Annotated in this window: 23 protein-coding genes; 15 read left to right on the forward strand and 8 right to left on the reverse strand. The window is 69.9% G+C overall.

The annotated features are described in order from the left end of the window. Positions 1-604 precede the first annotated feature (604 nt). The 4 genes from FH608_RS28260 (at position 605) to FH608_RS28275 (ending at position 4,543) form a co-directional block, all read left to right on the forward strand. Positions 605-835 carry a hypothetical protein gene (locus tag FH608_RS28260; protein WP_139633646.1) on the forward strand — a complete coding sequence of 77 codons (231 nt, stop codon included), beginning with the start codon at positions 605-607 and terminating at the stop codon, positions 833-835. Between the two features lie 47 nt (positions 836-882). Further along, entirely contained in the window at positions 883-1,458 is a 576-nt protein-coding gene (locus FH608_RS28265; protein ID WP_193318664.1) for a TetR/AcrR family transcriptional regulator, read from the forward strand. 117 nt (positions 1,459-1,575) lie between these two features. Next, on the forward strand, positions 1,576-2,253 hold the full coding sequence (locus tag FH608_RS28270; protein ID WP_226899984.1) for an ABC transporter ATP-binding protein: 678 nt from the start codon (positions 1,576-1,578) through the stop codon (positions 2,251-2,253). Beyond that, on the forward strand, positions 2,246-4,543 hold the full coding sequence (locus tag FH608_RS28275) for an ABC transporter permease (protein WP_139633649.1): 2,298 nt from the start codon (positions 2,246-2,248) through the stop codon (positions 4,541-4,543). Before FH608_RS28270 ends, FH608_RS28275 begins: the two co-directional genes overlap by 8 nt. Before the next feature lie 462 nt (positions 4,544-5,005). Here FH608_RS28275 and FH608_RS28280 read toward each other — a convergent pair whose 3' ends face one another. Beyond that, entirely contained in the window at positions 5,006-5,485 is a 480-nt protein-coding gene (locus FH608_RS28280) for a transposase (protein ID WP_139633650.1), read from the reverse strand. Here FH608_RS28280 and FH608_RS28285 point away from each other — a divergent pair. Further along, on the forward strand, positions 5,460-5,897 hold the full coding sequence (locus FH608_RS28285; protein ID WP_139633651.1) for a hypothetical protein: 438 nt from the start codon (positions 5,460-5,462) through the stop codon (positions 5,895-5,897). The genes FH608_RS28280 and FH608_RS28285 overlap by 26 nt on opposite strands. Before the next feature lie 727 nt (positions 5,898-6,624). After that, positions 6,625-6,999, forward strand: coding sequence for a helix-turn-helix domain-containing protein (locus FH608_RS28290; RefSeq protein ID WP_139633652.1), 375 nt, complete (start codon positions 6,625-6,627; stop codon positions 6,997-6,999). Positions 7,000-7,024: 25 nt separating this feature from the next. On the opposite strand, the gene FH608_RS28295 is transcribed toward FH608_RS28290, so the two are convergent. Together FH608_RS28295 and FH608_RS28300 are read right to left on the reverse strand one after the other, a co-directional pair. Further along, positions 7,025-7,615 carry a ClpP family protease gene (locus FH608_RS28295; RefSeq protein WP_139633653.1) on the reverse strand — a complete coding sequence of 197 codons (591 nt, stop codon included), beginning with the start codon at positions 7,613-7,615 and terminating at the stop codon, positions 7,025-7,027. Continuing rightward, positions 7,612-8,238, reverse strand: coding sequence for a ClpP family protease (locus FH608_RS28300; RefSeq protein ID WP_139633654.1), 627 nt, complete (start codon positions 8,236-8,238; stop codon positions 7,612-7,614). The genes FH608_RS28295 and FH608_RS28300 overlap by 4 nt, the downstream gene beginning before the upstream one ends. A gap of 351 nt (positions 8,239-8,589) precedes the next feature. Between FH608_RS28300 and FH608_RS28305 the strand changes: the two genes are divergently transcribed. The 5 genes from FH608_RS28305 (at position 8,590) to FH608_RS28325 (ending at position 13,860) form a co-directional block, all read left to right on the forward strand. Then, positions 8,590-10,269, forward strand: a complete 1,680-nt coding sequence (locus tag FH608_RS28305; protein ID WP_139633655.1) for a hypothetical protein — start codon at positions 8,590-8,592, stop codon at positions 10,267-10,269. Beyond that, positions 10,266-12,818, forward strand: coding sequence for a CHAT domain-containing tetratricopeptide repeat protein (locus FH608_RS28310; RefSeq protein ID WP_139633656.1), 2,553 nt, complete (start codon positions 10,266-10,268; stop codon positions 12,816-12,818). Before FH608_RS28305 ends, FH608_RS28310 begins: the two co-directional genes overlap by 4 nt. Further along, positions 12,815-13,132: a hypothetical protein gene (locus tag FH608_RS28315; RefSeq protein ID WP_139633657.1), complete on the forward strand. Its 318-nt coding sequence runs from the start codon at positions 12,815-12,817 to the stop codon at positions 13,130-13,132. Before FH608_RS28310 ends, FH608_RS28315 begins: the two co-directional genes overlap by 4 nt. Continuing rightward, positions 13,129-13,584, forward strand: coding sequence for a hypothetical protein (locus tag FH608_RS28320; protein WP_139633658.1), 456 nt, complete (start codon positions 13,129-13,131; stop codon positions 13,582-13,584). Before FH608_RS28315 ends, FH608_RS28320 begins: the two co-directional genes overlap by 4 nt. An 84-nt stretch (positions 13,585-13,668) precedes the next feature. After that, the gene (locus tag FH608_RS28325; RefSeq protein WP_193318665.1) at positions 13,669-13,860 is read left to right on the forward strand and encodes a hypothetical protein; all 192 of its coding nucleotides are present in this window, start codon (positions 13,669-13,671) and stop codon (positions 13,858-13,860) included. Here FH608_RS28325 and FH608_RS28330 read toward each other — a convergent pair. The 4 genes from FH608_RS28330 to FH608_RS28345 all read right to left on the reverse strand — a co-directional run bounded on the left by FH608_RS28330 (position 13,849) and on the right by FH608_RS28345 (position 16,884). Beyond that, positions 13,849-14,160, reverse strand: a complete 312-nt coding sequence (locus FH608_RS28330; protein ID WP_139633659.1) for an aldo/keto reductase — start codon at positions 14,158-14,160, stop codon at positions 13,849-13,851. The genes FH608_RS28325 and FH608_RS28330 overlap by 12 nt on opposite strands. Positions 14,161-14,186: 26 nt before the next feature. After that, positions 14,187-14,588 carry a (R)-mandelonitrile lyase gene (locus tag FH608_RS28335; protein ID WP_139633660.1) on the reverse strand — a complete coding sequence of 134 codons (402 nt, stop codon included), beginning with the start codon at positions 14,586-14,588 and terminating at the stop codon, positions 14,187-14,189. A 46-nt stretch (positions 14,589-14,634) separates the two neighbouring features. Next, entirely contained in the window at positions 14,635-15,657 is a 1,023-nt protein-coding gene (locus FH608_RS28340; RefSeq protein WP_139633661.1) for a zinc-dependent alcohol dehydrogenase family protein, read from the reverse strand. A gap of 243 nt (positions 15,658-15,900) precedes the next feature. Continuing rightward, a complete protein-coding gene (locus tag FH608_RS28345; protein ID WP_226899985.1) occupies positions 15,901-16,884 on the reverse strand; it encodes an MFS transporter in 984 nt (327 codons plus the stop codon). Positions 16,885-16,984: 100 nt separating this feature from the next. On the opposite strand from FH608_RS28345, the gene FH608_RS28350 reads away from it, so the two are divergent. Continuing rightward, positions 16,985-17,890 (forward strand): helix-turn-helix transcriptional regulator, encoded by a 906-nt coding sequence (locus FH608_RS28350; RefSeq protein ID WP_139633663.1) that lies wholly within the window; start codon positions 16,985-16,987, stop codon positions 17,888-17,890. Between the two features lie 132 nt (positions 17,891-18,022). Here FH608_RS28350 and FH608_RS28355 read toward each other — a convergent pair whose 3' ends face one another. Then, positions 18,023-18,880, reverse strand: coding sequence for an NAD(P)H-binding protein (locus tag FH608_RS28355; RefSeq protein ID WP_139633664.1), 858 nt, complete (start codon positions 18,878-18,880; stop codon positions 18,023-18,025). Positions 18,881-18,966: 86 nt separating this feature from the next. Here FH608_RS28355 and FH608_RS28360 point away from each other — a divergent pair, with 86 nt between their 5' ends. The 3 genes from FH608_RS28360 (at position 18,967) to FH608_RS28365 (ending at position 21,851) form a co-directional block, all read left to right on the forward strand. Then, the gene (locus FH608_RS28360) at positions 18,967-19,752 is read left to right on the forward strand and encodes a helix-turn-helix domain-containing protein (protein WP_226899986.1); all 786 of its coding nucleotides are present in this window, start codon (positions 18,967-18,969) and stop codon (positions 19,750-19,752) included. A 226-nt stretch (positions 19,753-19,978) separates the two neighbouring features. Beyond that, positions 19,979-20,101 (forward strand): hypothetical protein, encoded by a 123-nt coding sequence (locus FH608_RS53885; RefSeq protein ID WP_263008676.1) that lies wholly within the window; start codon positions 19,979-19,981, stop codon positions 20,099-20,101. 208 nt (positions 20,102-20,309) lie between these two features. Further along, positions 20,310-21,851 carry an ABC transporter substrate-binding protein gene (locus FH608_RS28365; RefSeq protein WP_193318666.1) on the forward strand — a complete coding sequence of 514 codons (1,542 nt, stop codon included), beginning with the start codon at positions 20,310-20,312 and terminating at the stop codon, positions 21,849-21,851. Position 21,852: the final 1 nt, after the last annotated feature.

Genomic DNA, 21,852 nt, shown 5'->3' on the forward strand with positions numbered 1-21,852 from the left:
TCAAGGGCGCGTTGCGGGTCGGCGTGGGGGCGGCGAGCGCCCGGAAGGCATACCCTTCCTCGACGCCGACTTCCGTGAGCTCGGCGTTGATGCCGGTGGCGCCGTGAGTGAGGCGGTAGGCCAGGACATGCGGTCGTCCGTCAGGATCGACGAACCTCTCCGGCGATGGAGGCGATGGCAGCGGATCACGCCCCGCACGGTCACACATCCACGAGTTCCAGCAGGCGTCGCAGAGCATATTGAGATCGGCGAGGCGACACGCTCGCCGCCATGCCCTCCGTCGCCGAGAGTCGGTGTTCACAGCCGCCCATGCCCCGGCCTCCTGGGCAGGGGCCGGTCGGGCGGTCACGCCATCGATCGCGATCAAACCGGCGCTGGTGCCTGACGCCGCACTGGCGCTCAGGGTGGCGTGTCCGGCCAAGGTCCGACGCCTCAGCGATGTGCCGGAGGTGCAGCGGGCCTGGCTGACCGCGGTGGCGGCAGGGTTGGTCACGATCGAGGGCTCGCGTGCCGTACGCGCCGAACCCGCGCCGGCGCTTGACGCCGACGCCTGGTATGCGGCCTTGGAGCAGGTGATCGCAGCGCAGATCCTTGACCCTGCGAGGTGGACCCGCGGATCTGCTGCCTGGTCACGCTGGACCTGTTGGCGGAGGAGGCACCGCCTCTGGGCCGGGCGCTGCGCGAGGCGGTGGAGCATGAGATGCGGCAGCGTGGTGATGGGGACTGGCGCGTCTTCGGACTGGTCGACGGGCATCCCGTCGGGCATCTGCTGGCGATCCTGGTCGCACTCGGCGCGGTCGACGACCGGTTGGCCGCCTTGTCATCTGGACCCTGATCGCGGCGTATGGTGCCGAAGGCAGGGTCCGGAATCGTGGAGGCCGGGTGTCGAAGAATGTGACGGACCGCAGGGTGCGAAGGACCAGGGAACTGCTGCGCCGCGCCCTGATCGAGCTGATCGTCGAAAAGGGCTACGAACGGATCACCGTGCAGGACATCATCGACCGCGCCGACGTCGGCCGCTCGACCTTCTACGCCCACTACACCGACAAGGACGACTTGCTGGTCAGCGGCCTGGAGGAGTTGACGGCTGCGTTCGAGGAGCACATGGAACGCCACTTCGCCAGCCGTGCCGAGCCGAACCCGGTCCTGGCGGCGTTCCAGCACGCCGATCGACAGCGTGACCTGTACCGGACTTTGGTCGGCAGGCGGGGCGCCGAGGTGTTGCGGGCCGGGCTTCGCCGCGGGATCGAGGAGGCGATGACCAGGCGCATGCCCGGGTTCCTGCCCGTCGGCAAGGGCGCGCTGCCGGTGGACGTGACGATGGAGTTCCTGCTGGCCTCGTTGCTCGGCCTGCTGGTGTGGTGGCTGGAGGAGGACGTGCGCTACACGGCCGAGCAGATGGCCTCGATGTACATGCGGCTCGTCGTGCCCGGCATTCGAGAGGCCTATGGAATCTGAACATTTTCGCCGAAGTGTCCACTACGGCACTGAACTGCGTGTTTGTTGATTGACCCGGCTTCTTCATGTCGAACATGGTGTTCGCTATCTGACTCGATGTTTCGACTGGGAGGCCGTGTGCCCATCATCGATGTACGCGAGGTCACCAAGACCTACGACACCCCGCAAGGCCCGTTCACCGCGCTGCGCGCTGTTTCGCTGCAGACCGGCCCCGGCGAGTTCCTGGCCGTGGTGGGCCGGTCCGGCAGTGGCAAGTCCACCCTGATCAACATGATCACCGGGATCGACCGGCCGACCAGTGGGGAGGTGCACGTGGCCGGAGCCGCCGTGCATGAGCTGGACCAGCGGACGCTGGCCGCCTGGCGTGGGCGCAACGTCGGCGTGGTGTTCCAGTTCTTCCAGCTCCTTCCTACGCTCACCGTCGCCGAGAACATCATGCTGCCCATGGACTTCTGCGACACCTTCCCGCGTGCCGAGCGACGCCCGAGGGCGCAGGCCCTGCTGGAACGGGTCGGCATCGCCGAGCAGGCCGACAAGCTGCCCTCGGCTCTGTCCGGCGGGCAGCAGCAACGGGCCGCGATCGCGCGCGCGCTGGCCAACGACCCGCCGCTGCTCGTGGCCGACGAACCTACCGGCAACCTGGACTCGGACACCGCGGTCGACGTGCTGAAGCTGTTCGCGGCCATTGCCACCGCCGGCACCACCGTGGTCATGGTCACGCATGGCAGCGACGCGGCCCCCTACATCACCTCGACCGTGGAACTGGCCGACGGGGCGGTGAGCGCGCATGTCTAGGCCGCGCTGGCGCAAGATCCGCCGCGACCTGGCGCTGGCCTGGGGCCGTACGGCTACGATGATCGTCGCCATCGCGGCCGGGGTGACCGGCATCGGCGCGGTGCTCAGCGCGAGCACGATCGCCTCCAGGGAGATCGCGGGCAACTATCTCAGCACCGTCCCGGCTTCGGCCACCCTGGAACTGGACCGGGTGGACGCCGCCCTGGCCGAGCAGGTCCGCAGGCGTCCCGGCATCGCCGACGCGCAGGTCAGGACCACAGTGACCGCCAGGATGCGAATCGGAGCCGACGAGTGGCGATCACTGATCCTCTTCGTCGTGCCCGACTTCGACGGCATGCGCATCGCGAAATTCACCCCGCAGTCCGGCGCCTGGCCGCCCCCGGCCGGCACGATGCTCATCGAGCGCTCGGCCAGGGACATGGTCCCCGCCGGTCCCGTCGAGGTCCGCCTGCCCGGCGGCCAGAGCCGTACGCTCGCCGTCTCCGGCACCGTGCACGACCCTGGACTCGCGCCTGCATGGCAGGAGCGCGCCGGATACGGCTACATCACTCCACAGACGCTCGCCGTCCCGCTCGACGAGCTGAAGATCCGTACCGAGGCCACCAGCCGGGAGGGCATCGAACACACCAGCCGGGAGCTGGCCATCTGGCTGCGCGCGCAGGGGCGCCAGGTGCACGAGATCCAGGTGCCGCCGCCGGGCAGACACCCGCACGAGTCCCAGATGCAGTCGCTCATGCTGATGCTGCTCATCTTCGCGCTGCTCGGGCTCGTCCTGGCTGCGGTCCTGGTCGCCACCGTGATCGGCGGCATGCTGGTGCAGCAATTCAGGCAGATCGGCGTGATGAAAGCGATCGGGGCCCGCACCGGACAGATCTCCGCGCTCTACGCCGTCCAGGTGCTGCTGCTCGGCCTGGGCGCCGCCGCTCTCGGACTCCCACTCGGCACACTGGCCGGCCGCGCCTACGCGGACGTGATCGCCGAGCTGCTCAACCTGGACCTGCACAGCCGGGCCGTGCCGCCGTGGGTGTACGGCACGCAGCTCGCGGCGGCCGTGCTGGTGCCGCTATTGGTGGCGGCCGTGCCGATCCGGCGTGCCGCCCGCATCACCGTACGCGAGGCGATCAGCGACTACGGTGTGCGCGCCGAGGCGATCTCGGCCCGGCTGACCGGGCTCAGCCGCACCTTGACGATGGCCCTGCGCAACGCCTTTCGCCGCAGGGCGCGGCTCGTGCTCACCCTCGGCCTGCTGTCGGCGGGCGGCGCGCTCTTCCTGTCCGGCCTGAACATGGCCGCCGCCTGGCAACGCACGATGGACGACGGCATGGCCGCGCGCCACTACGACATGGAGGTACGGCTCGCCGCCGCCGACCCAGCCCTGGCCGAACGCCTGCGCACCACTCCCGGCGTCACCCGGGTGGAGTCGTGGGGCCACGCCCCCACCAGCGCAGGAGACGTGGTCTCGACCTACCCCGACGGCGGCCACGGCAGCTTCAGCCTGCGCGGCGTACCGGACGACTCCAGACTCCTCGACCTCCCCGTCACCTCGGGTCGCTGGCTGCGTCCCGGCGACACCGACGCGGTCGTGCTGAACTCGATGGCCGCTAATCCGGTCCCGGACGCGAAACCCGGTGACACCCTCACGCTCCGGCTCGACGGTCGAGCCACCACCTGGCGTGTCGTCGGCACCGTACGCGAGATCGGCTCCCAGGCCGCCGCCTACGTCACCAGGACGGCCTTCGAGCAACGCGTCGGCCCACCCCGCGATCTCCGCATCGCTACCACCGACAGCGCCGCCGTGTTGCGGGCGCTTCGCGACGTCCCCGTCGAGTCAGCCACCCTGGCCACCTCTGAGCTGCGCGAGGCCGTTGACGGCCACATCTTCGTCCTGATCGGCGCACTGATCGCGCTCGCCGCGCTGATGGCGATCGTCGGCGTGCTCGGCCTGGCCGCCGCCACCGGCACCAGCGTCGTCGAGCGAACCCGCGAATTCGCCGTCATGCAGGCCATCGGCGCAACCCCACGAACCGTACTTGGCGTCGTGCTCGGCGAGACCGTCTTCATCGGCCTGCTGAGCTGGCCGGCAGCAGCTCTGCTCGCCCTCCCGCTGAGCTGGGCCATCGGTGGCCTGCTCGGAGACCTGGCCTTCCGCACCCCGCTGCCGCTCACCTTCTCACCCCTGGCTCTCGCCCTGTGGGCGCTGGCCGCCGCCGCCGGATCCGCATTGGCCGGAACCGCCCCCGCTCGCCGGGCCGCCCGGCTGACCATCCGCCAAGCCCTGGCCTACGTCTAAGGAGACGCCGATGCGTAAGACCCTGCTCGTTCTGCTCGTGGTCGCCGTCGTGATCGGCGGTCTCGCCGTCGCAGCCCACCTGCTCGACGCCGGAGCGCTGATCCGGCAACTCCATGGGCGGTGACATGACGACCACCCTCCCGTAGCGAGATCGCTCTTCCGCGGTGGAGCGAGCGGCGGTGGTCCTGCGGAAGAGCCGGTCTGGTTGATGCCGATCCACGCCGTGCCTACGTGGTGTCAGCGCGGCCGCTTGATTTCGGTTTCATGGGCGAAGATCACCGCCTGTACGCGGTCACGGAGGCCAAGCTTGATCAGGTTACGCAGGATGGGCCTCACGTGGCTGCTGATCGTCGGATTCGTCCACGACCAGTGCGGCGGCGATCTCGCGATTGGACAGTCCCTGGGCGATCGGCCGCGGCGTCCCGCGCTCCCGCGGGGTCAGACATCCCTGGACGTGGAATGTCAAGCCGCGAGGTCGTCTTGCCGGTTTGACCATGCGGTTGCCCCGTCGTAGATGGTGCGGGTTTTGAGGCGTCCGTGCAGGATGCCGGCCAGGCGGTTGCCGGCTTGGCGCAGGGCGGCGTTGTGGCTGACGTCACGGGCTTTGAGCTGGTCGTAGGAGGCGCGGACGGCCGGGTCGTGCAAGATGGCGGCGCTGGCCTGCATGCGCAGGGCGTCGATGAGCCGGTCGTTGTGGACGGGCCGGGCGTGCACGGTCTTGGACTTGCCCGATCGCCGGGTGATGGGTGAGGTCCCGGCGTGGTTCTTGCGGGCCCTGGCGATGGCGTAGCGGCCGCGCGTCGCCGAACTCTGCGAGCCCCGGGCGCCGAGGATGACGCCGATACCGGGCCCGCTGAGCGGGATCTCAGCGCCCGGGTGCCGTCCAGAATGGGCCTCGGCCTGCCCTTCCAGCGCTTTGATCTCGCTGTTCAGAGTCCGCAGGACCGCGACCGCCGCCCCTGAGCGCCGCGGTGATCTGGCTGACGCTCAGCCGTGCCGCGGCGTGCGGGGGTGGGGCCTTGGCCAGCAGGTCGAGTACGGCCGTGCTGGTCAGGCCGAGCGGCTGGTGAGTGGCCAGGGCCGCGGGGAAGTGGTACCGCAACGCCGAGCTCAGCCGCAGCATGTGCCGGATCCGTTCCCAGATCATCGCCTGATGTGCGCGAGCGACCACCTTGACCGCCTCAGCCTCATCCTGCACTGGGACATGACCTCGATCTCACTGCACGGCGACTACCACGATGCCGAGCCCGGCTTCGCGCGGCCGCGGTTCGGTCACCCCAAGGACCGGCGGCCGGATCTGAAGCACGTCCAGGCCGGGATCGCGGTCAGCTCCGTTGGCGCGATCCCGCGATGACCGCGGCGGGCGGGGTGGCCTTCATCGCGTCGGCCTCCAGGCACTACGTCAACGCGGAGACCTTGGCCGGGCAGAAGCTGTCTGCGGCTGTCCGGGTGGATCATGTCGCCGCCCGGGACGAGGGCAAGCCTGTCGAGCGGCGTGGTGTCCGGCACGTGCGTGACGATGTCATGGCGCTGGCCGGGCCGCGTAAGAAGGGCTCGGTGCTGAGCTGCGAAGGATCTTCGTGCACTCCTCGGCCCGCGCTCAGGCGGCCGAGGCGGCCCGGGTCAAATAGCTGGCGCGGCCGGTGCTCCCCGGCACGCACTAATGCGCAAGCATGGCCCGTCCGGCGGGGGGTTCAAGTCGAGCTCAGGCTTGGTCGGCGGCAGTGGGAGGGACGGGGAGCCTGACCTGCCGGACCTCGACATGGTGATGCCGCGCGTTCCCTACGGCGGGATCGCGACGAGGCCCGGACAGCGGGCCTCACCGCCGCGAACCACCCAGACGGCCGCCCCAAGCCCACATCGCCGGCGACCCGACCCCGCCTGATCATGCTGCGAGCCGAGTATGGTGCGCGCCCTGCTCCTGGGGCTGGCCACCAACGTCACCCGAGCGCTCGCCGCCGCGGGTGACCACGGGGCGAGCGCGCAGGTGCGCCTGAGGCCGAACGGAGGAGGCAGGGACTGGTTCCGCTCTGCGCGAAGCCGGCGGAACTCGACCGCGCTGTCTCCCTAAGGTGTGGAGTATGGCCTCCTCGATCCCGCAGCCAGCTTCCGTCTCGCCGCTACGCCCAGCGATCGATCGGACCGCCCTCAAGCCCTCTCCGGCTCGCGAGCCGCTGTGGCGGGAGGTGCTCGGTGAGTGTCTGAGGGGCCTTCGTCAACAGCGGGGCGAGAAGTTGAGTGAGACGGCGGGTCGCGCCGGAGTCTCGCCGCAATATCTCTCCGAGATGGAACGAGGCGTCAAAGAGCCGTCGAGTGAGATGATCGCCGCGGTCGCCGGCGCGCTCGATGTGACCCTGGTCGACCTGACTCTTGCTGTCGCGGAGACTTTGCGGTCTGCTCAGCCCAGCGCGTCGAGGGGTGCTGTCTGCTCGGCGGCGTACGCTCTGGCCGCGTAGCGGCTTGCCGGGGTTGTTCTCGGGCCTATGAGTGCTCCTCGATGATCTGGTCGAGGAGCCCGTACTCCAAGGCCGCGGCCGCGGTGAACACGCGATCGTGATCGGTGTCGGCGCGTAGGGTCTCGATCGTCTGGCCGGTGTGCCGTGACAGGATGCGCTCGATGTCCGCCCGGACTCGTACAACCTCGTCGGCCTGCAGGATGAGGTCGGGGATCGCTCCGCGCCCCTGAGCGGCCGGTTGGTGCAGGATCACGCGTGCGTGGGGGAGAGCGGCACGTTTTCCCTCGGCACCCGCGGCGAGAAGGACGGCACCGACCGCGACGGCCTGTCCGACGCAGGTTGTCGAAACCCGCGGGCGGATATGGCGCATGGTGTCATAAATCGCGAGCATCGCACTCGGGTCCCCGCCTTCGCAGTTGATATAGAACTGTATTTCGGCATCGGGGTTGTCCGACTCCAGAAAAATCAGCTGCGCGATGAGCGCGTTGGCGACGCCCGCATCGATCGCGGTGCCCAGATAAACGATTCGCTCGGTGAGCAGATGCGAGTAGACATCCATGATCCGCTCGCCACGAGGATTCTGCGCAATAACGTTCGGTATCGTATATGAGCTCACTTGCCGACTCCTTCGGTGATGCCGAATCCGGGCCGCGGGCGATTGTGAGGCGCGACTTCGTCGAAGGTCTGCACGATCGCATCGATGAAACCGTAGTCGAGCGCCTCTTGCGCGGTGTACCAACGATCGTGCAGAGAATCCTCGAATATGCGCTCGACGGGCTGGCCGGTGTCCTCGGCGATAAGACCGAGCACCGTGTCGCGAGTATGCCGCAGATCGCCGGCCTGCAGTTCGATGTCGACCGCGGTGCCACCGATGCCGGCCGAGCCCTGGTGCATCAGGACGCGTGCGTGCGGCAGGGCGCGGCGTTTGCCCCGGGCCCCCGACGACAGCAGGAATTGCCCGGCGCTGTAAGCGATGCCCAGCACGAGGGTCGATACGTCGCAGGGAATGAGGCGGATGATGTCGCGAATCGCCAGCATCGAGGGGACCGAGCCGCCCGGGGAGTGAATCCACAATGCGATATCGGTCGCCGCGTCCTGGGTGGCGAGTGCCATCAGTTGGGTGGCCAGCAGTGTCCCGTTGTCGTCGTCCAGAGGGCCGTCGAGAACGAGAACACGCTGCTCGTAGAGCTCGCGTCTCATTCGCTCATTGAACAGAGGAAGTTCTGATTCTTTGCTCATGCGTCCATCATGCGAGGCGATTCGGAGCGGCGTCGACACGATCCGCCTGCGGCAGATCTGCTCTGAGCAGCGTGCAGGGCCGAAGCGTTCTCATGCGGTGAGGCCCAACCTCGCGGGCCCGAAACAGGCGGGGTCCCGGGCGCGATGTAAGAGGTAGCCCTCTGCGAGCGATGGAGCCGCCGTGCCTCAACCGCCGTTCCCCGACGCTGGAGCGTCGTGGTAATGGTCGCCGCCGTAGCGGTGGCTCTGGTGGGCGAGGTGCTTCTGCGCCGGTATACGTGGTGGGTCACGGCGAACCTGTCGCGTCGCTCTCAGAAGACGGTGCAGGCGCGTGGTTGCCTCGCCTATCTGGTGAGTGTGACGGTGGGCGTCGCGCTGGCGCTGGCGGTGGCGCAGCCACTGGAACGCCTCACGACCGGCACCGACCGGATCGCCGGCTTGCTGGCGCTGGCTCTGCTGCTCGGCTGCAACCGGGCCGTGGGCATGGGGATCGGTTCGCTGCTGGTGTTCCTGATCTGGCTGCCGAACCTGGTGGTCATGCTGTGGTTCGTGGTCCCGTTGCTGGTCGTCTCGGTGGTGGCGATCGGGATGTCAGGGCGGACCAAGCAGCTGATCGATTTGCTGGATGTCTGGGACGGGCCGACGCCGTGGACGATCCTGCTCCTGATCACCGCGGGCGGCGCCGTCGCGTGGGCGATCTGGTCGTGGTCGGGCTGGGCTTCGGCCGCCGTACTGCTCTGCGTGCTGACCTGGGCCCAGTGGTTCCGACTGACCGGGACGGTGCCGGTGCCCTGGCGCCTCCAGATACGCCGCCAGGAGTGGTCCCGCTGGCTGGTCGTGGCCTACCTCGTCTTCTCACCGATAGGCGGTGCCGTGGTTGCGGAGCTCGCCGAGTTCCGGCCGATGTGGGTGCTGATCGTGGCCATGCCGATTCTCGTGGGCGTCGCCATGGCGACGTTCCCCGCGCCGCATCCGGCGTACCCGTGGGTCATCCCGGGTGGTGTGCGGGTACGGCAGGTGCTGGGGCAGGGCGGGTTGTTCGCCGCCCTCCTCGCCGCGCGGTTTCCCGATTCACCCGCGACACCGGCCTTGCTGACGACCGTCGCGGCGGGGGCCGCGGTCGGTGCCGTGACCATGTGGTGGCTGCGTGCGGCGCCGTTCCATCAGCTGGTCACCCAGGACCTCGTGCAGATGGAGTACGGCACCGAGTCGGTGTTCGACGAGTGGGCCAGGCGAGCGATCGTCCGGCGCCGCCTCGCACCCGATGCCGGACTGCTGACCATGCTCATCGTCAAGGCCGGGCAGAGCCTGGACAACAAGGCGCCCACCATGAAGGCGCTGCTGGACATCGCGCAGTTCTCGCCGCAGGCGGCGCTGAGCCGGGCGAGCGACCCGTTCGGTACGTGGACGACGCTCGTGGATCAGGCGGTATCCGCGGTCGACCGATGTGCCGGAGAGTCGGGACGCGAAATGGACCGTCTGCTGGCCCTGCTGCGCGTGTTCGCCACTCAACCGGCGCTTGCCGAGGCGATGCGGTCGAGGAACCTCGAGGCCGTCGGGAGGGTCCTGGCTGAACAGACCGAGCACTACGGCCGATCCGGCCTGACGATCCTCCGGGACGAGAGCAGGTTGCTGGAGGCCCGGTTCAGGTTCGGCAACGGGGATGACGCCGGCGCGATCGCGATCGTCGAGGAGGTGCTCGCCCAGCCGGACCTCGATGTCTACAACCGCCGTGACGCTCTGGTGCTGCTGACGGTCTCCAGCGTCCTGGACGGGGACGCCGACGCTGTGGCGGAGTACCGGGAGGTCTCCGCCGGTCTGCGCGTCCGCTGGTCCGACAGGCGTCGGATCTGGGTCGCGGCCCGTGCCATGAGGCCGTTCATCGGCCCCGACTGGCTGCGGATTCCGCTCCGTGTGCGGCGGGTCTTCCGGGACAAACACCTGTTCCTGACGAGCGAAGGGATCACCCCCCAACTGGCGCTCGACCTCTTCGACCTGCTGAGCGCCAAGAGCAGGATCGCTGGACTATGACACTCGACTGGGAAGGCTGGCTGCTGAACTCGGCGGACGCGCCGGATTCTGATGACTCGCAGCCGGCGAAACTGGTGCGGCAGTCCCTGCGGCACCGTCGAGCCGGCGAGCTGGACAAGGCGCTCGACTGCGCGCAGGCCGCCTATGCCCTGACGCGCACCGATCCGGAGTGGAAGCCGTTCGTGGAACACGTTCTCGGCTCGCTGCAGAAGGCGATGGCCAACTACGGCGCCGCCATCGAACTCTACGAATCCGCGCACGCGGGCATGACCGAGCTTCTCGGCGACCGGTCCCCGCAGGCCGAGGTCGTCCTGCGGGCCCTTGCCGACGCGCACCACAAGGCCGGACACTTCGACGTGGCCCACGACTACTGCCTGCAAGCGTTGGAGCAGACCCGTGAGGCCCGCGGTACGCGCTACGCGCTGGGTTGCCACCTGCTCGCCCGGATCCTCAGCTCGATCGGTGACTACGCCGGCGCCGCCGCGGCCAACGATGAGGCGAACATGATCCTGGCCAGGTCCAAGGACGCCTCGCCTGACTCGATGACGCTGTACGCCGCCAACATCAGCCAGGGCGCCTCCTACCGGGTCCGCCAGGGCGACCTCGCGGAAGGCATCGCGCTGCAACGCAAAGCGCTCAAGCTGCGCCGGCGGTACCTGCCGCCGAACGACCTCGCCATCGCCGAGAGCCTCAGCCACCTGGCAGGAGCCGAACTGGCGGCCGGGCACCCACGCCGGGCCCGTCGTCATCTGCGCAAGGTGCTGGCCATGCACAAGCGCCTGGGCGAGCACACGGACAAGGCACGGCACCTCAGTGATCGGCTCTCCTACGGTTACACCGGTTTCCTGCTCGGCCGCCGCTCCGCCGAGGCCGATCTGGTCTCCGTCCTGGCCGACGCGCGGGAGAGCTTGGGCGAGCACCACCAGGTGACCGTCGACGCGATGATCGACGTGGCCGAGGTCTACGTCATGAAGGGACGGCCGGAGGAGGCGCTCGAGCTGCTGTCCGCCGCGATCGAGGGCGAGAACCGGCGGATCGGCCCGGTCTTCGCGACCCGATCGGACGAGGAGCGCCTCGCCTTCGTCTCGACTCTGTACGGGGCGCGTGATCTCGCGCTCTCCGTGCTCGTGCGTGACCCGGACGTGGCTCCGGCGGCCGTCCTGCAGATGGTGGCCCAGCGCTCCGGGCTCACCCTGGATGCGATCGTGCAGCGCCGCCAGGCGATCCTTTCCGGTAAGTACCCGGATCTGGCCGCTGACGTCCAACGGCTGCGGGAGATCGACGAATCCTTGGCGGGCCTCGCGTTCGGGAACGCGCCGCGGTCGTTCCGGGCCACGCGGGACTGGGAGCAGGAACGCGACCGGTTGCAGGCTCGCCTCGCCGGCCGGATCCCGGAGTTGCGCCGCGACCACGACCTCGTCACGGCGACCGTCGAGCGGCTCGCCGATGCCCTGCCGGCAGGCTCGATCCTGCTCCAGTACGTACGCTTCGCCTACAGTGAGGACCCTCGCGGCCCGGCGTCCAGGCGGTACGGCGCGTTCTCGCTGCCCGCGGGTCGGCCCGGGTCGGTGCGCTTCGTCGACCTCGGACCCGCCAAGGACTTCGATCGCCTGGTCGACGACTACCGCAAGGCGATCGTCCCGGCCACCGGCCGGGGAATCCGGGTCCGGCCCCCCTCCGCGGAGTCCGACTGGCGGCCGCTCGCGGCCGGCCTGTACCAGGCGATCATAGAGCCGTTGCGACCGCCGCCCGGTGCCCGGTTGGTCGTCGTGCCCGACGGCAGCCTGCACAGAATCCCGCTGGCGGGTCTCATCGGGCCGCAGGGCCGGCCGATGGTCGCCGACACCGTCATCACCCACCTCGGCAGCGCACGAGACCTGCTGCTCGACCCTCGATCGGTGCCCGCCGGCTCCGCCCTGGTGATCGCCGATCCCGACTACGGCGACTATGACCAGCGACAACGGCGATCGGTCGTGACGCCGGCCTTCCGGCCACTGCCGGGCAGCGCCGAGGAGGGGCAGAAGGTCGCTGCCCGGCTCGGCACGGCCGTCGTGACCGGATCGGACGCGCGCAAGCACGCCTTGAACACCACGGATCCACCCGCGATCCTCCATCTCGCGACGCACGGGTTCTGGCATGGCGGCGCCACCGGACCGGGGCTGGCCTTCGCCGGCGCCAACCTCCCCGACGACCACGGCATCCTCACCACTCCCGAGATCGCGCACCTGAACCTGACCGGCACCCGCCTGGTCGTGCTGTCCGCATGCGACTCCGGCAGCGGCGCGATCCGCGACGCCGAAGGGGTGTTCGGGCTCTGCCGAGCCTTCACGATCGCCGGCGCCCACGCCGTCATCTCTTCGCTCTGGTCCATTCCGGACCGGCCGGCCGCCCGGCTGATGATCGGGTTCTACGACAACCTGCAAGACCCACTCAACGCTGGCGACCCCGCCGCCGCACTGGCCCGTATCCAAGCCGCCTTCGTGGCAGAAGGGCGGCATGTCCGGGAATGGGGCGCGTTCGCCTGCTACGGACTCGGAGTGCGCCGATGACCGACCACCTTCCGCTCACCTACGAAGTGACCACCTCCGCCCGGCTCAACGAGCTCGCCGCGGCCACCGCCCAGGTCATGCTGCACCCCGATGAGGTGAAGCCGCTGGACATCGAGGTCGCCGGGTCCTGCCCCGCCTGCCACGGTGTGACTGTCCACCTCGAACCCGTGGAGTTCGTACGCGCCGTCAATCCGGGCGGAGAGCTCGACATCGAGGTGATCTGCGCCTGCGCCTTCCCGCACGAGAACACGCCGTCCGGCGGAACGGGCTGCGGCCGCTCATGGCGGCTCATCGTCGAGTGGGACGGCGAATGACGGTCAAGGTCCGCCCCGGTCCTGTCGGCACCCCGCTGACCCGGTGGCGAGCCGAGCGCCTGCAGGAACTCAGACGCACCGAACTGGAGCACATTCGCAAGCAGGGCGAGCAGTGGCGTACCGGCCTGGCCGGCTTCATCACCGTGATCCTGACCGCCGCCCTGGTGTCGGGCCGCACCCTGATCACCGGCCACCGGCCAGGAACCCAGGTCGTCATCGGCATTCTCATGCTCGCCGCCATTCTGGCCGGCGCGGTCGGCATCTTTCTCAGCACCCGCGCCGCGAACGGTTTTCCGCCCCGTCCCCGCCGCCTCACCACCGAGGACCTCATACTCAATGACCGGCTTGCCGCCCGCCGTGGTGCCCGTGACCTGCGCACCTCCATCCTCGCCGCCGGCGCCGGGCTCCTGCTCTTCACCGCCGCGACCGCCGTGGTGTGGTTCGGCTCGTGACGACCGCCTCGGGCCTGCCTGGAGGACTCAATCATTGGACTCGGTGTCTGACCTGCCGGTTCTCGAGCGGGGGGTTCGGTGGAGATGGCGCTCGTGACGGTGCTGGCCCGCGCTGATCTGTCCAAGGACGTTGAGCTGCTGGTGCTCCGTCACGAGAATCAGGGTCTTCGCCGCCGGCGGGCGGTGGTTTTTCCGATCAATCCGGCGACAGTCCTGCGCCGGCATCGCCGCCTCGTAGCGCGCAAGTGCACCTTCGCCGACCGGTCAAGGCACTGATGATTCGGATGGCAAGGGAGAACCCGACATGGAGACATCGGAGAATGCAAGGTGAATTGGCCCGGCTGAGTCACCCGATCGGGGCCTCCACGGTAGGGGAAATCCGTAGCCCTGCTCCATGTCCGGCGACTGCGGGCCGCCGTGGACGTCGGCGGTGTCGACGAAGTTGATGGCCGCCTCCAGCGCCTCGTCCATGATGGCGAAGGGGGTGGGTTCGTCGGTGGCGTCGCCGAAGTTCATCGTGCCCAGGCACCGTCGGCTGCCCCGCAGGCCGCTGCGGCCGAGGTGCTTGTGGTCCATGGCGATTCCTGCCCAGGAGCGGGCCGTCACCGACGGGTGGTGGCCGGGGTCGCGGTGTAGTCGGCGTCGGTGACGTGCTCCCGCCAGACGGTGTCGTCACCTTCCCACAGGGCCAGGTGGGTCATGAAGTGACCAGGGGCGGCGCCGTGCCAGTGCTCCTCGCCCGGCGGGGTCCAGACGACGTCGCCCGGGCGGGCCTCGATCAGCAGGCCGCCCCGGGACTGGAGCAGGGCGACGCCTTCGACGATGAGCAGCGCCTGGCCGAGGCCATGGGAGTGCCAGGCGGTACGGGCGCCGGGCGCGAACCTCACCATGTTCGCGCGGGTACGGGACGGTTCCTCGCCGCGGTGGATGACGTCGAACCAGACGTCTCCGGTGAACCACTCGGCCGGTCCTTTGGCGGTCGGTGGCTGGTTCAGCAGTTTCATGGTCGTTCCTTCACGGGATCGATGGTCGCGGTCTATGCGCCCGTGGTCAGGGGCGTAGCAGGGTCTTGATGGCGCGGCGTTCGTCCATCGCCCGGTAGCCCTCGGCTGCCCCTTCCAGCGGGAGTTCGAGGTCGAAGACCTTGCCGGGGTCGATCGTGCGGTGCCAGATCAGGTCGATGAGCTGGGGCAGGAAGCGGCGTACCGGGGCCGGGCCGCCGTGCAGGTGCACGCCGGAGAAGAACAGCTCCTCGCCCGGCAGTTCGACGCCGTGGGCGACGCCGACGTAGCCGACGTGCCCGCCGGGCCGGGTGGAGCGGATGGCCTGCATCATCGACTCCTGGGTGCCGACGGCCTCGATGACCGAGTGCGCGCCCAGCCCGCCGGTCAGCTCCTTGAGCCGGGCGACGCCCTGGTCGCCGCGTTCGGTGAGGATGTCGGTGGCGCCGTACTCGGTGGCGAGCTTCTGCCGGTCGGCGTGGCGGCTGAAGACGACGACGCGTTCGGCGCCGAGTTGCCTGGCGGCCAGGACGGCGAGCAGCCCGACCGCGCCGTCGCCCACGACGGCGACGGTCTTGCCGGGGCCGGCCTCGGCCGCGACCGCGCCGAACCAGCCGGTGCCCAGCACGTCGGAGGCGGTCAGCAGGCTCGGGACGAGGTCGGCGTCCGGCATGCCGGGGGTGGCGACCAGGGTGCCGTCGGCCAGCGGGATCCGGGCGTGCTGGGCCTGGGTGCCGATCGCGCCGATCAGTTCGGCGTGCACGCACCGGGACTGGTAGCCGGCCCGGCAGATCTCGCAGGCGTTGTCGGAGGCGAAGAACGATCCGACGACGAAGTCTCCGACCTTGATCGTTTCGACCTGGTCGCCGATCTGCTCGACCACGCCGACGTACTCGTGTCCCATCGGCACCGGCCCGTCGGACTTTTCCACGCCGCGATAGGGCCACAGGTCGGAGCCGCAGACGCACGCCGCGGTGACGCGGATGATCGCGTCGGTGGGCTGGACGATCCGCGGGTCGGGGCGGTCCTCGACGCGTACGTCGCCCGGGCCGTGCAGAACTACTCCACGCATGACAGGTGTCTCCTTCAAGGTGTCAGGTGACGAGGGCGGATCAGCGGACGCCGTCGAGCGTCCGAGCCCGCCTTGGAAGGTGTGTCGCCGGCCGGTGGTCGGATGACCCGGCGGAACCGGTGCCGGCAGCGTCCCGCACGTTCCCTCACCCACAGGAGGCCTTCCCCTGGTGGGTGGGGCCTGAACAGGCGAGACGATCTCTTTCCCGGCATTTCGGCGGGAGCCGCGCGAGTCGCAGCGCGCTCACCGCGTCGGCGCGCCGGCGAACTCCGGTGCGTCGAGCGGGTGCGCCCGCGCCGTACGCGCGCGGCGCCGAGGAGCCAGGACGGCGCAGGCGGCCACCGCGAGCGCGACCGAGACGACGGTCACGATGCCGAGCGGCAGCATGCTGGCCGCTCCGGCCAGGCCGACGAACGGGGCGGCGAGGCCGCCGAAGGCGAAGCGGGCCATGCCGAGCAGCGACGACGCGGTGCCCGCCATGTGCGGGTAGCCGGCCAGGGCCAGTGTCGTGGCCGGCGGGGTGGTGGCGGCCACGCCGCTGACCATGACCAGCAGCGAGACGATCACCACGGCCGGCGGCAGGGCCAGCAGCGCGGCGGCCAGCAGCCCGAGCGCGCCTAGGGCGCACATGGCCAGGCCCGCGGCAAGGGTGCCCGTCACGCTCCACCGCTCGCTGCCGTGTCCGGCCAGGTAGCCGAAGACCATGAATCCGGCCGAGTTCAGCCCGAAGGCGAGCGCGTACTGCTGGGGAGTCAGCCCGTAGCTGCCCTGCAGGACGTACGTGGCTCCGGCCAGGTAGGCGAACAGGGCGGCGTTGACGAATCCCTGCAGCAGCACGGCGCCGGCGAACACGCGGTCCGACAGCAGCCGGCGGAAGTCGCGGCCGGTCTGCGCGAACCCGCCCGTGGTGCGGCGGTGCGGCGGCAGCGTCTCCCGGTAGCCGAAGGCGATGAGGGCCAGGATGGCCGCGTCGATCGCGGCGAGGAACGCGAACAGGCCCCGCCAGTCGGTGGCCCTGGCCAGTTGCCCGCCCAGCAGCGGTCCGATGACGGCGGCCAGCCCTTGCACCAGCCGGGCGGCCACGAGCGTCTCGATGCCCGGGCTGAGGGCGCACAGCAGCGAGGTCGCGACGTAGGCGGCCACGCCGGCGTACAGGGGGCCGAACACGGTCAGCAGGAGCAGCAGCGTCGGCAGCAGCCGCGACCCTGGTACGGATTGATCGAGCACCACACCAGTGAAAGCCGCCCTGAGGCAGAGGGGGAGTCCTTGTCGATAGGTGTACTGACAGGGCACCCCGGACCTTTCACACCACATCTACGCTGGGATTATGGATAAACGCGGCGAAGTGCGCGAGTTCCTCACCTCGCGCCGGGCCAAGGTGACGCCCGAGCAGGCCGGCATCCCCGGCGGCTCCAACCGGCGGGTGCCCGGCCTGCGGCGTACCGAGGTCGCCATCCTCGCCGGGGTGAGCGTCGAGTACTACGCCAAGCTCGAACGCGGCCGGATCGCCGGCGCGTCCGCATCCGTCCTGGACGCGATCGCCCGGGCGCTGCAGCTCGACGACACCGAGCGCACCCACCTGTTCGACCTGGCACGCGCCGCCGACGGGGTGCCCGCCTCGGGCCGCCCGCGCCGCCGCTCGACCAGGCAGAACGCCTCCCGCCCCAGCCTGCACTGGGCCCTGGACGCCATCACCGACGCCGTCGCGTTCGTTCGCGACCCCCGCCAGGACCTGCTGGCCACCAACGCGCTCGGCCGCCGCTTCTACTCGCCCGTCATCGGCGGCGGCGGACGCACCCCCAACCTGGCCCGCTTCCAATTCCTCGACCCCGCCTCGCGCGACTTCTACCCCGACTGGGACCTGTTCGCCGAGATGTGCGTCGCGATCATGCGCGCCGAAGCGGGCCGCGACCCGCACGACCGTGCCCTGCAGGACCTCGTCGGCGAGCTTTCGACATGCAGCGAGACGTTCCGCACGCTCTGGGCCGCGCATGACGTACGCACCCACGGAACAGGCACGAAGCGCTTCATCCACCCCGAGGTGGGCGAACTCGTCCTCGCCTACGAGGAACTCGCCGTCACCGCCGAACCCGGCCTGATCCTCATGATCTACACCGCCGAGCCCGGGTCGCCCTCCGCCGAACGCCTGCGCCTGCTGGCCTCCCTGGCCGCCGAGCAGCCGACGGACACCGGCAACCCGGCGGCGACCACCGGTCACACCCCGTCATGCTGACAGTGCCTGCTCGGCGGTCGCCGGCGTGCGTGCGGACGGGACCCTGACCTGGTCATGGGCGCGCCCTCGATCTCGCGCGGCCCGTGCGCCCGGCGATGGGCGCCCACTCCAGCACGGGCAGGAGGCGCGGTTTCAGCCGGAGACGAAGGCGGCCCGGTGGTCGGCCGCCCAGGTGGCGAACGTACGGGGGGCACGCCCCAGCACCTGCTCGACCTCACGGGTGAGCCGGGCGTTGCCGCCCTGTGCCACCGTCCGCGAGCCGTCGACGGCGATGTCGGCGAACTCGGGATCGGCCCCGGCGGCGATCATCTGCTTGCGGTAGACCTCCAGCGGCACCTCCACGGTCTCCACGGTCCGGCCGAGCGTCTCACCCAGCGCCTTGGCCATGTCCGGGGTGCTGAGCAGTTCGGGCCCGGTCAGCGTGAGGACGGTCCGCGCGTGCCGGCCGGACGTCAGCGCCGTCACCGCCACCTCGGCCACGTCACGCGGATCGATGACCCCCTGCCTGCCGTCGCCCGTCGTGTTCGGCACCGGTTGCCCCTGCCGAATCCGGGGACCCCACCGCAGGGTGTTGGAGGCGAAGCTGGACGGCCGCAACACCGTCCATTCCAGCTCACCCGAGCGCAGCGCCCGCTCTCCGGCCAGATGCCAGTTCCCGACCGTGCCGCCCTCACGGTCCTGTCCCGTGCCGATGGCCGAGACCTTCACCACCTTCCGCACTCCCGCGGCCCGCGCCGCCGTGAGCATCGCCTCGTCGTGCCGGGCGACCCAGGGGCCAGGGGCACTGAGCAGGAACAGGGCATCGGCCCCGCGTGCCGCCCCGGCCAACGACCCTGGATCGTCGAAATCCCCCCGTACGACGTCCACACCCGGCAACGCCGCGCCCTTCGACGGTTCGCGCGTCATCGCCCGGACACGCTCACCCCGGCGCGCCAGCAACCGGACCACCTCAGCGCCGACCGTGCCCGTGGCGCCTGTAACTAGAATCATGCGCCCACCCTGTCACCCCGCCCACCAGCCCTTATAGGAACTTTCGGCACGCTCGCGCACCCGGCGGCCCGGCTACCGTGTGGTGTGTGAGCATCGAGGTCCCGATGGCCGTGCCGGCCGGTCTGCGGCCGCTGGTCAAGGCGGTGAGCGTGCTGAGAGCGGACGATCCCGCGGCGGGGGAGCGGCAACCGCTCGTGCACGTCCCCGACGCCGACACGTCCCTGATCTTCCGTACGACCTCCGCCGGGCACGGCGACCTGCTCGTGATCGGCCCGCGCACGCGCGCCTCGTACTACGTCGGCAAGGACATCCCGCTCTGCCTGCGCTTGCGGCTGCGTCCCGGCGTCGCCCGGCCGCTGCTCGGCGTCCCGGTGAGCGAGCTCACGGACCGGGTGGTCTGCCTCGGGGAACTCTGGGGCGCCGCATCCGACCGGCTGGAAGCCGCGCTGATGCAGGCGGGCGGAGACCACGGCCTGATACTCGACCATCTGGAGGCGGCGCTGTCGGCCAGGCCTTCGCCGGACCGGGCGCGAGGCGACCTGGTCCGGGCCGCCGTCCAGGCGCTGCGCGGCCGAACAGGGAGGCGACGCGAACCGCTGCCCGCCATCGCCCGCCACCTCGCCGTCAGCGAACGCCACCTGCGCACCCTGTTCGCCGAGGCGGTCGGCTTGCCACCCAAACGCTTCGAACGCATCGAACGCGTGCGCGCAACCCTCGCCCTCGCTCATGCCAACGGCCCCCGCTGGGCCGACCTGGCCGCGGCCGCCGGCTACTACGACCAGTCCCACATGACGGCCGAGTTCCGTACGTTGATGGGCGTCACTCCGGGAGCCTTCTTCGAGGGCCGCCTGCCCGCCCTCCAGCCCTGCTGACACGCTCCCCGAGCGGGACTTCGCCTGCGCCAACGCCACCTGCTCCCGCGAGTTTCCGAATCCCAGCACGTTGACCGGTTGATCAGCCCGAGGTGGCAGTGACCGGTGCAGCGCGCAGCTCATCCTGGCCCGCAGCCGCCGCCCGTGGTGTGCCCTCCCGGAAGACATGGTTGCCATAAATCATTGTAACGAATACAGTGTTCCGCCATCAGGCGGGAGGGGTCCAATGAAGGAACTGGCCGGCGACGAACTGCTCGTCGAAGCACGGGTCACCCGTGAGGTCTCGCGCGTCGCCGGCATCCTCGGCCCCCAGGTCCATGCCACCTCCCGCACGTTATGGCGGCCATGAGCGGCAGGGCTCGGGCGCCGGGGTTCGGGCGGTTCCCGGGGTCCGAGCTCGTCTCGGGGACGGCACGCTGGTGCGCACGAATCGTTACACCTGCGCAACATCAGTATCTACATAATTCATAACAGTCATTTAGTCGCCGGACGTGTCCCTCGCGTCTGTGTTGCAAGGACCCACCATGAAACGAAGCATTGCTACCCTCCTCGGTGCCATGGGAGCGACCGCCCTCGCCCTGACCGGCTGCTCCGGAACGGGCGACGGCGACGCAACGTCGGACAGCGTGACCTACGCGCTCGCCGGCGACCCGGGCCAGCTCAACCCCATCAAGAACGCGACCGTGGCGGCCCAGAGTCTCGCCGCGTTCGGCTATGAGTCCCTGATGTCCTTCGTCGCCGGTGCCGACCCCCAAGGGCTGCTCGCCGAGAAGTGGCAGGAGTCGACCACCGAGGTGAGCTTCACCCTCAAGGACGGCGTCGTGTGCGCCGACGGCTCCAAGCTGACCGCGAGCGATGTCAAGGCGAGCTTCGAGTACGCCGGCCGCAAGGAGACAGGGTCCCCCTACAGCGGCGTCTACTTCCCTGCCACCGGGCTCAAGATCGACGCCGACGACGCGAGCCGCACCGTCACGTTCCACAGTGATGATCCGCAGAGCTTCCTGCTCGCCACGATCGGCCTCATGCCGATCGTGTGCCAGGCGGGCTCGACCGACCCCGCGCGGCTCGACAAGGAGTGGCTCGGCACCGGCCCGTACAAGCTCACCGGGTCGTCACCCGGCCAGAGCTACACGCTCACGCTGCGCCCCGAGTACGCGTGGGGAGCCGGCGGAGTGAACGCCAAGACGCCGGGCCTGCCCGCCACCGTGACCGTCCAGGTCGTCGAGAGCGAGTCGACGATCGCCAACATGCTCCAGTCGGGCGAGGTGAACCTCGGGCTGGTCTCCGGCGACGACCGCAAGCGTCTCGACCCGCTCGGCCTCAGCACGATCGACGTGCCGGCCCGCCCAGGCCTGCTCTTCTTCAACCAGGCCAAGGGCCGCGCGACCCACGACCTGGCCGTACGCCAGGCGCTCGCCGGCGCCATCGACCGCGACGCGGTGGGCAAGGTGAGCACGGGCGGTCGCGGCGTGCCGATGAAGAGCCTCACGACGTCGTACAGCAACGTCTGCAAAACCACCGACATCACTCCGGCGCTCACGGCGTTCGACCAGAACGCCGCCGGCGCCGCGCTCGACAAGGCCGGCTGGGCCAAGGGCGCGGACGGCACGCGGGCGAAGGACGGCCACCCGCTGTCGCTCGTGCTGCTCTACCCCGCGAACTCCGACAAGTCGACCGTCGCGGGCATCGAACTCATCCAGCAGGATCTCGCCAAGATCGGCGTGAAGGCGACCCCGACGCCGTCACCGTCGTACACCGACGTCATCTTCCAGGGCGGCGAATGGGACCTGGTGTGGGCTCCCATCTCGACCACCCTCCCGAGCACGTGGCAGGGCATCTTCTCGGGTGACTTCCCCCCGAAGGGCGGCAACTGGACGTACAACACCAACAAGGAGTTCTTCGAGCTGGCCGCCACGGCGCAGGGCCACGCGGGGGAGGAGAGCTGCGAGAGCTGGGCGGCCGCGCAGAGCTCGCTGGTCAAGGACCTCGAACTGATGCCGCTGTACGAGTCGACCGAGACCACCTACGGCAACGGCGTCACGTTCAGCCTGAACTCCAATACGCTCGTCGTGCCCACCAGCCTGCGCGTGTCGAAGTAGT

The organism is Nonomuraea phyllanthi, assembly GCF_006334985.2.
GTDB lineage: Bacteria > Actinomycetota > Actinomycetes > Streptosporangiales > Streptosporangiaceae > Nonomuraea > Nonomuraea phyllanthi.

Bases quoted from the DNA above. Each gene is read 5' to 3' on its own strand.
- FH608_RS28290 (WP_139633652.1), top strand. From the start codon at position 6,625: ATGGCCTCCTCGATCCCGCAGCCAGCTTCCGTCTCGCCGCTACGCCCA.
- FH608_RS28275 (WP_139633649.1), top strand. From the start codon at position 2,246: ATGTCTAGGCCGCGCTGGCGCAAGATCCGCCGCGACCTGGCGCTGGCC.
- FH608_RS28350 (WP_139633663.1), top strand. From the start codon at position 16,985: ATGGATAAACGCGGCGAAGTGCGCGAGTTCCTCACCTCGCGCCGGGCC.
- FH608_RS28300 (WP_139633654.1), bottom strand. From the start codon at position 8,238: ATGAGCAAAGAATCAGAACTTCCTCTGTTCAATGAGCGAATGAGACGC.
- FH608_RS53885 (WP_263008676.1), top strand. From the start codon at position 19,979: ATGAAGGAACTGGCCGGCGACGAACTGCTCGTCGAAGCACGGGTCACC.
- FH608_RS28340 (WP_139633661.1), bottom strand. From the start codon at position 15,657: ATGCGTGGAGTAGTTCTGCACGGCCCGGGCGACGTACGCGTCGAGGAC.
- FH608_RS28310 (WP_139633656.1), top strand. From the start codon at position 10,266: ATGACACTCGACTGGGAAGGCTGGCTGCTGAACTCGGCGGACGCGCCG.
- FH608_RS28315 (WP_139633657.1), top strand. From the start codon at position 12,815: ATGACCGACCACCTTCCGCTCACCTACGAAGTGACCACCTCCGCCCGG.
- FH608_RS28365 (WP_193318666.1), top strand. From the start codon at position 20,310: ATGGGAGCGACCGCCCTCGCCCTGACCGGCTGCTCCGGAACGGGCGAC.
- FH608_RS28320 (WP_139633658.1), top strand. From the start codon at position 13,129: ATGACGGTCAAGGTCCGCCCCGGTCCTGTCGGCACCCCGCTGACCCGG.
- FH608_RS28325 (WP_193318665.1), top strand. From the start codon at position 13,669: ATGGCGCTCGTGACGGTGCTGGCCCGCGCTGATCTGTCCAAGGACGTT.
- FH608_RS28330 (WP_139633659.1), bottom strand. From the start codon at position 14,160: ATGGACCACAAGCACCTCGGCCGCAGCGGCCTGCGGGGCAGCCGACGG.
- FH608_RS28335 (WP_139633660.1), bottom strand. From the start codon at position 14,588: ATGAAACTGCTGAACCAGCCACCGACCGCCAAAGGACCGGCCGAGTGG.
- FH608_RS28355 (WP_139633664.1), bottom strand. From the start codon at position 18,880: ATGATTCTAGTTACAGGCGCCACGGGCACGGTCGGCGCTGAGGTGGTC.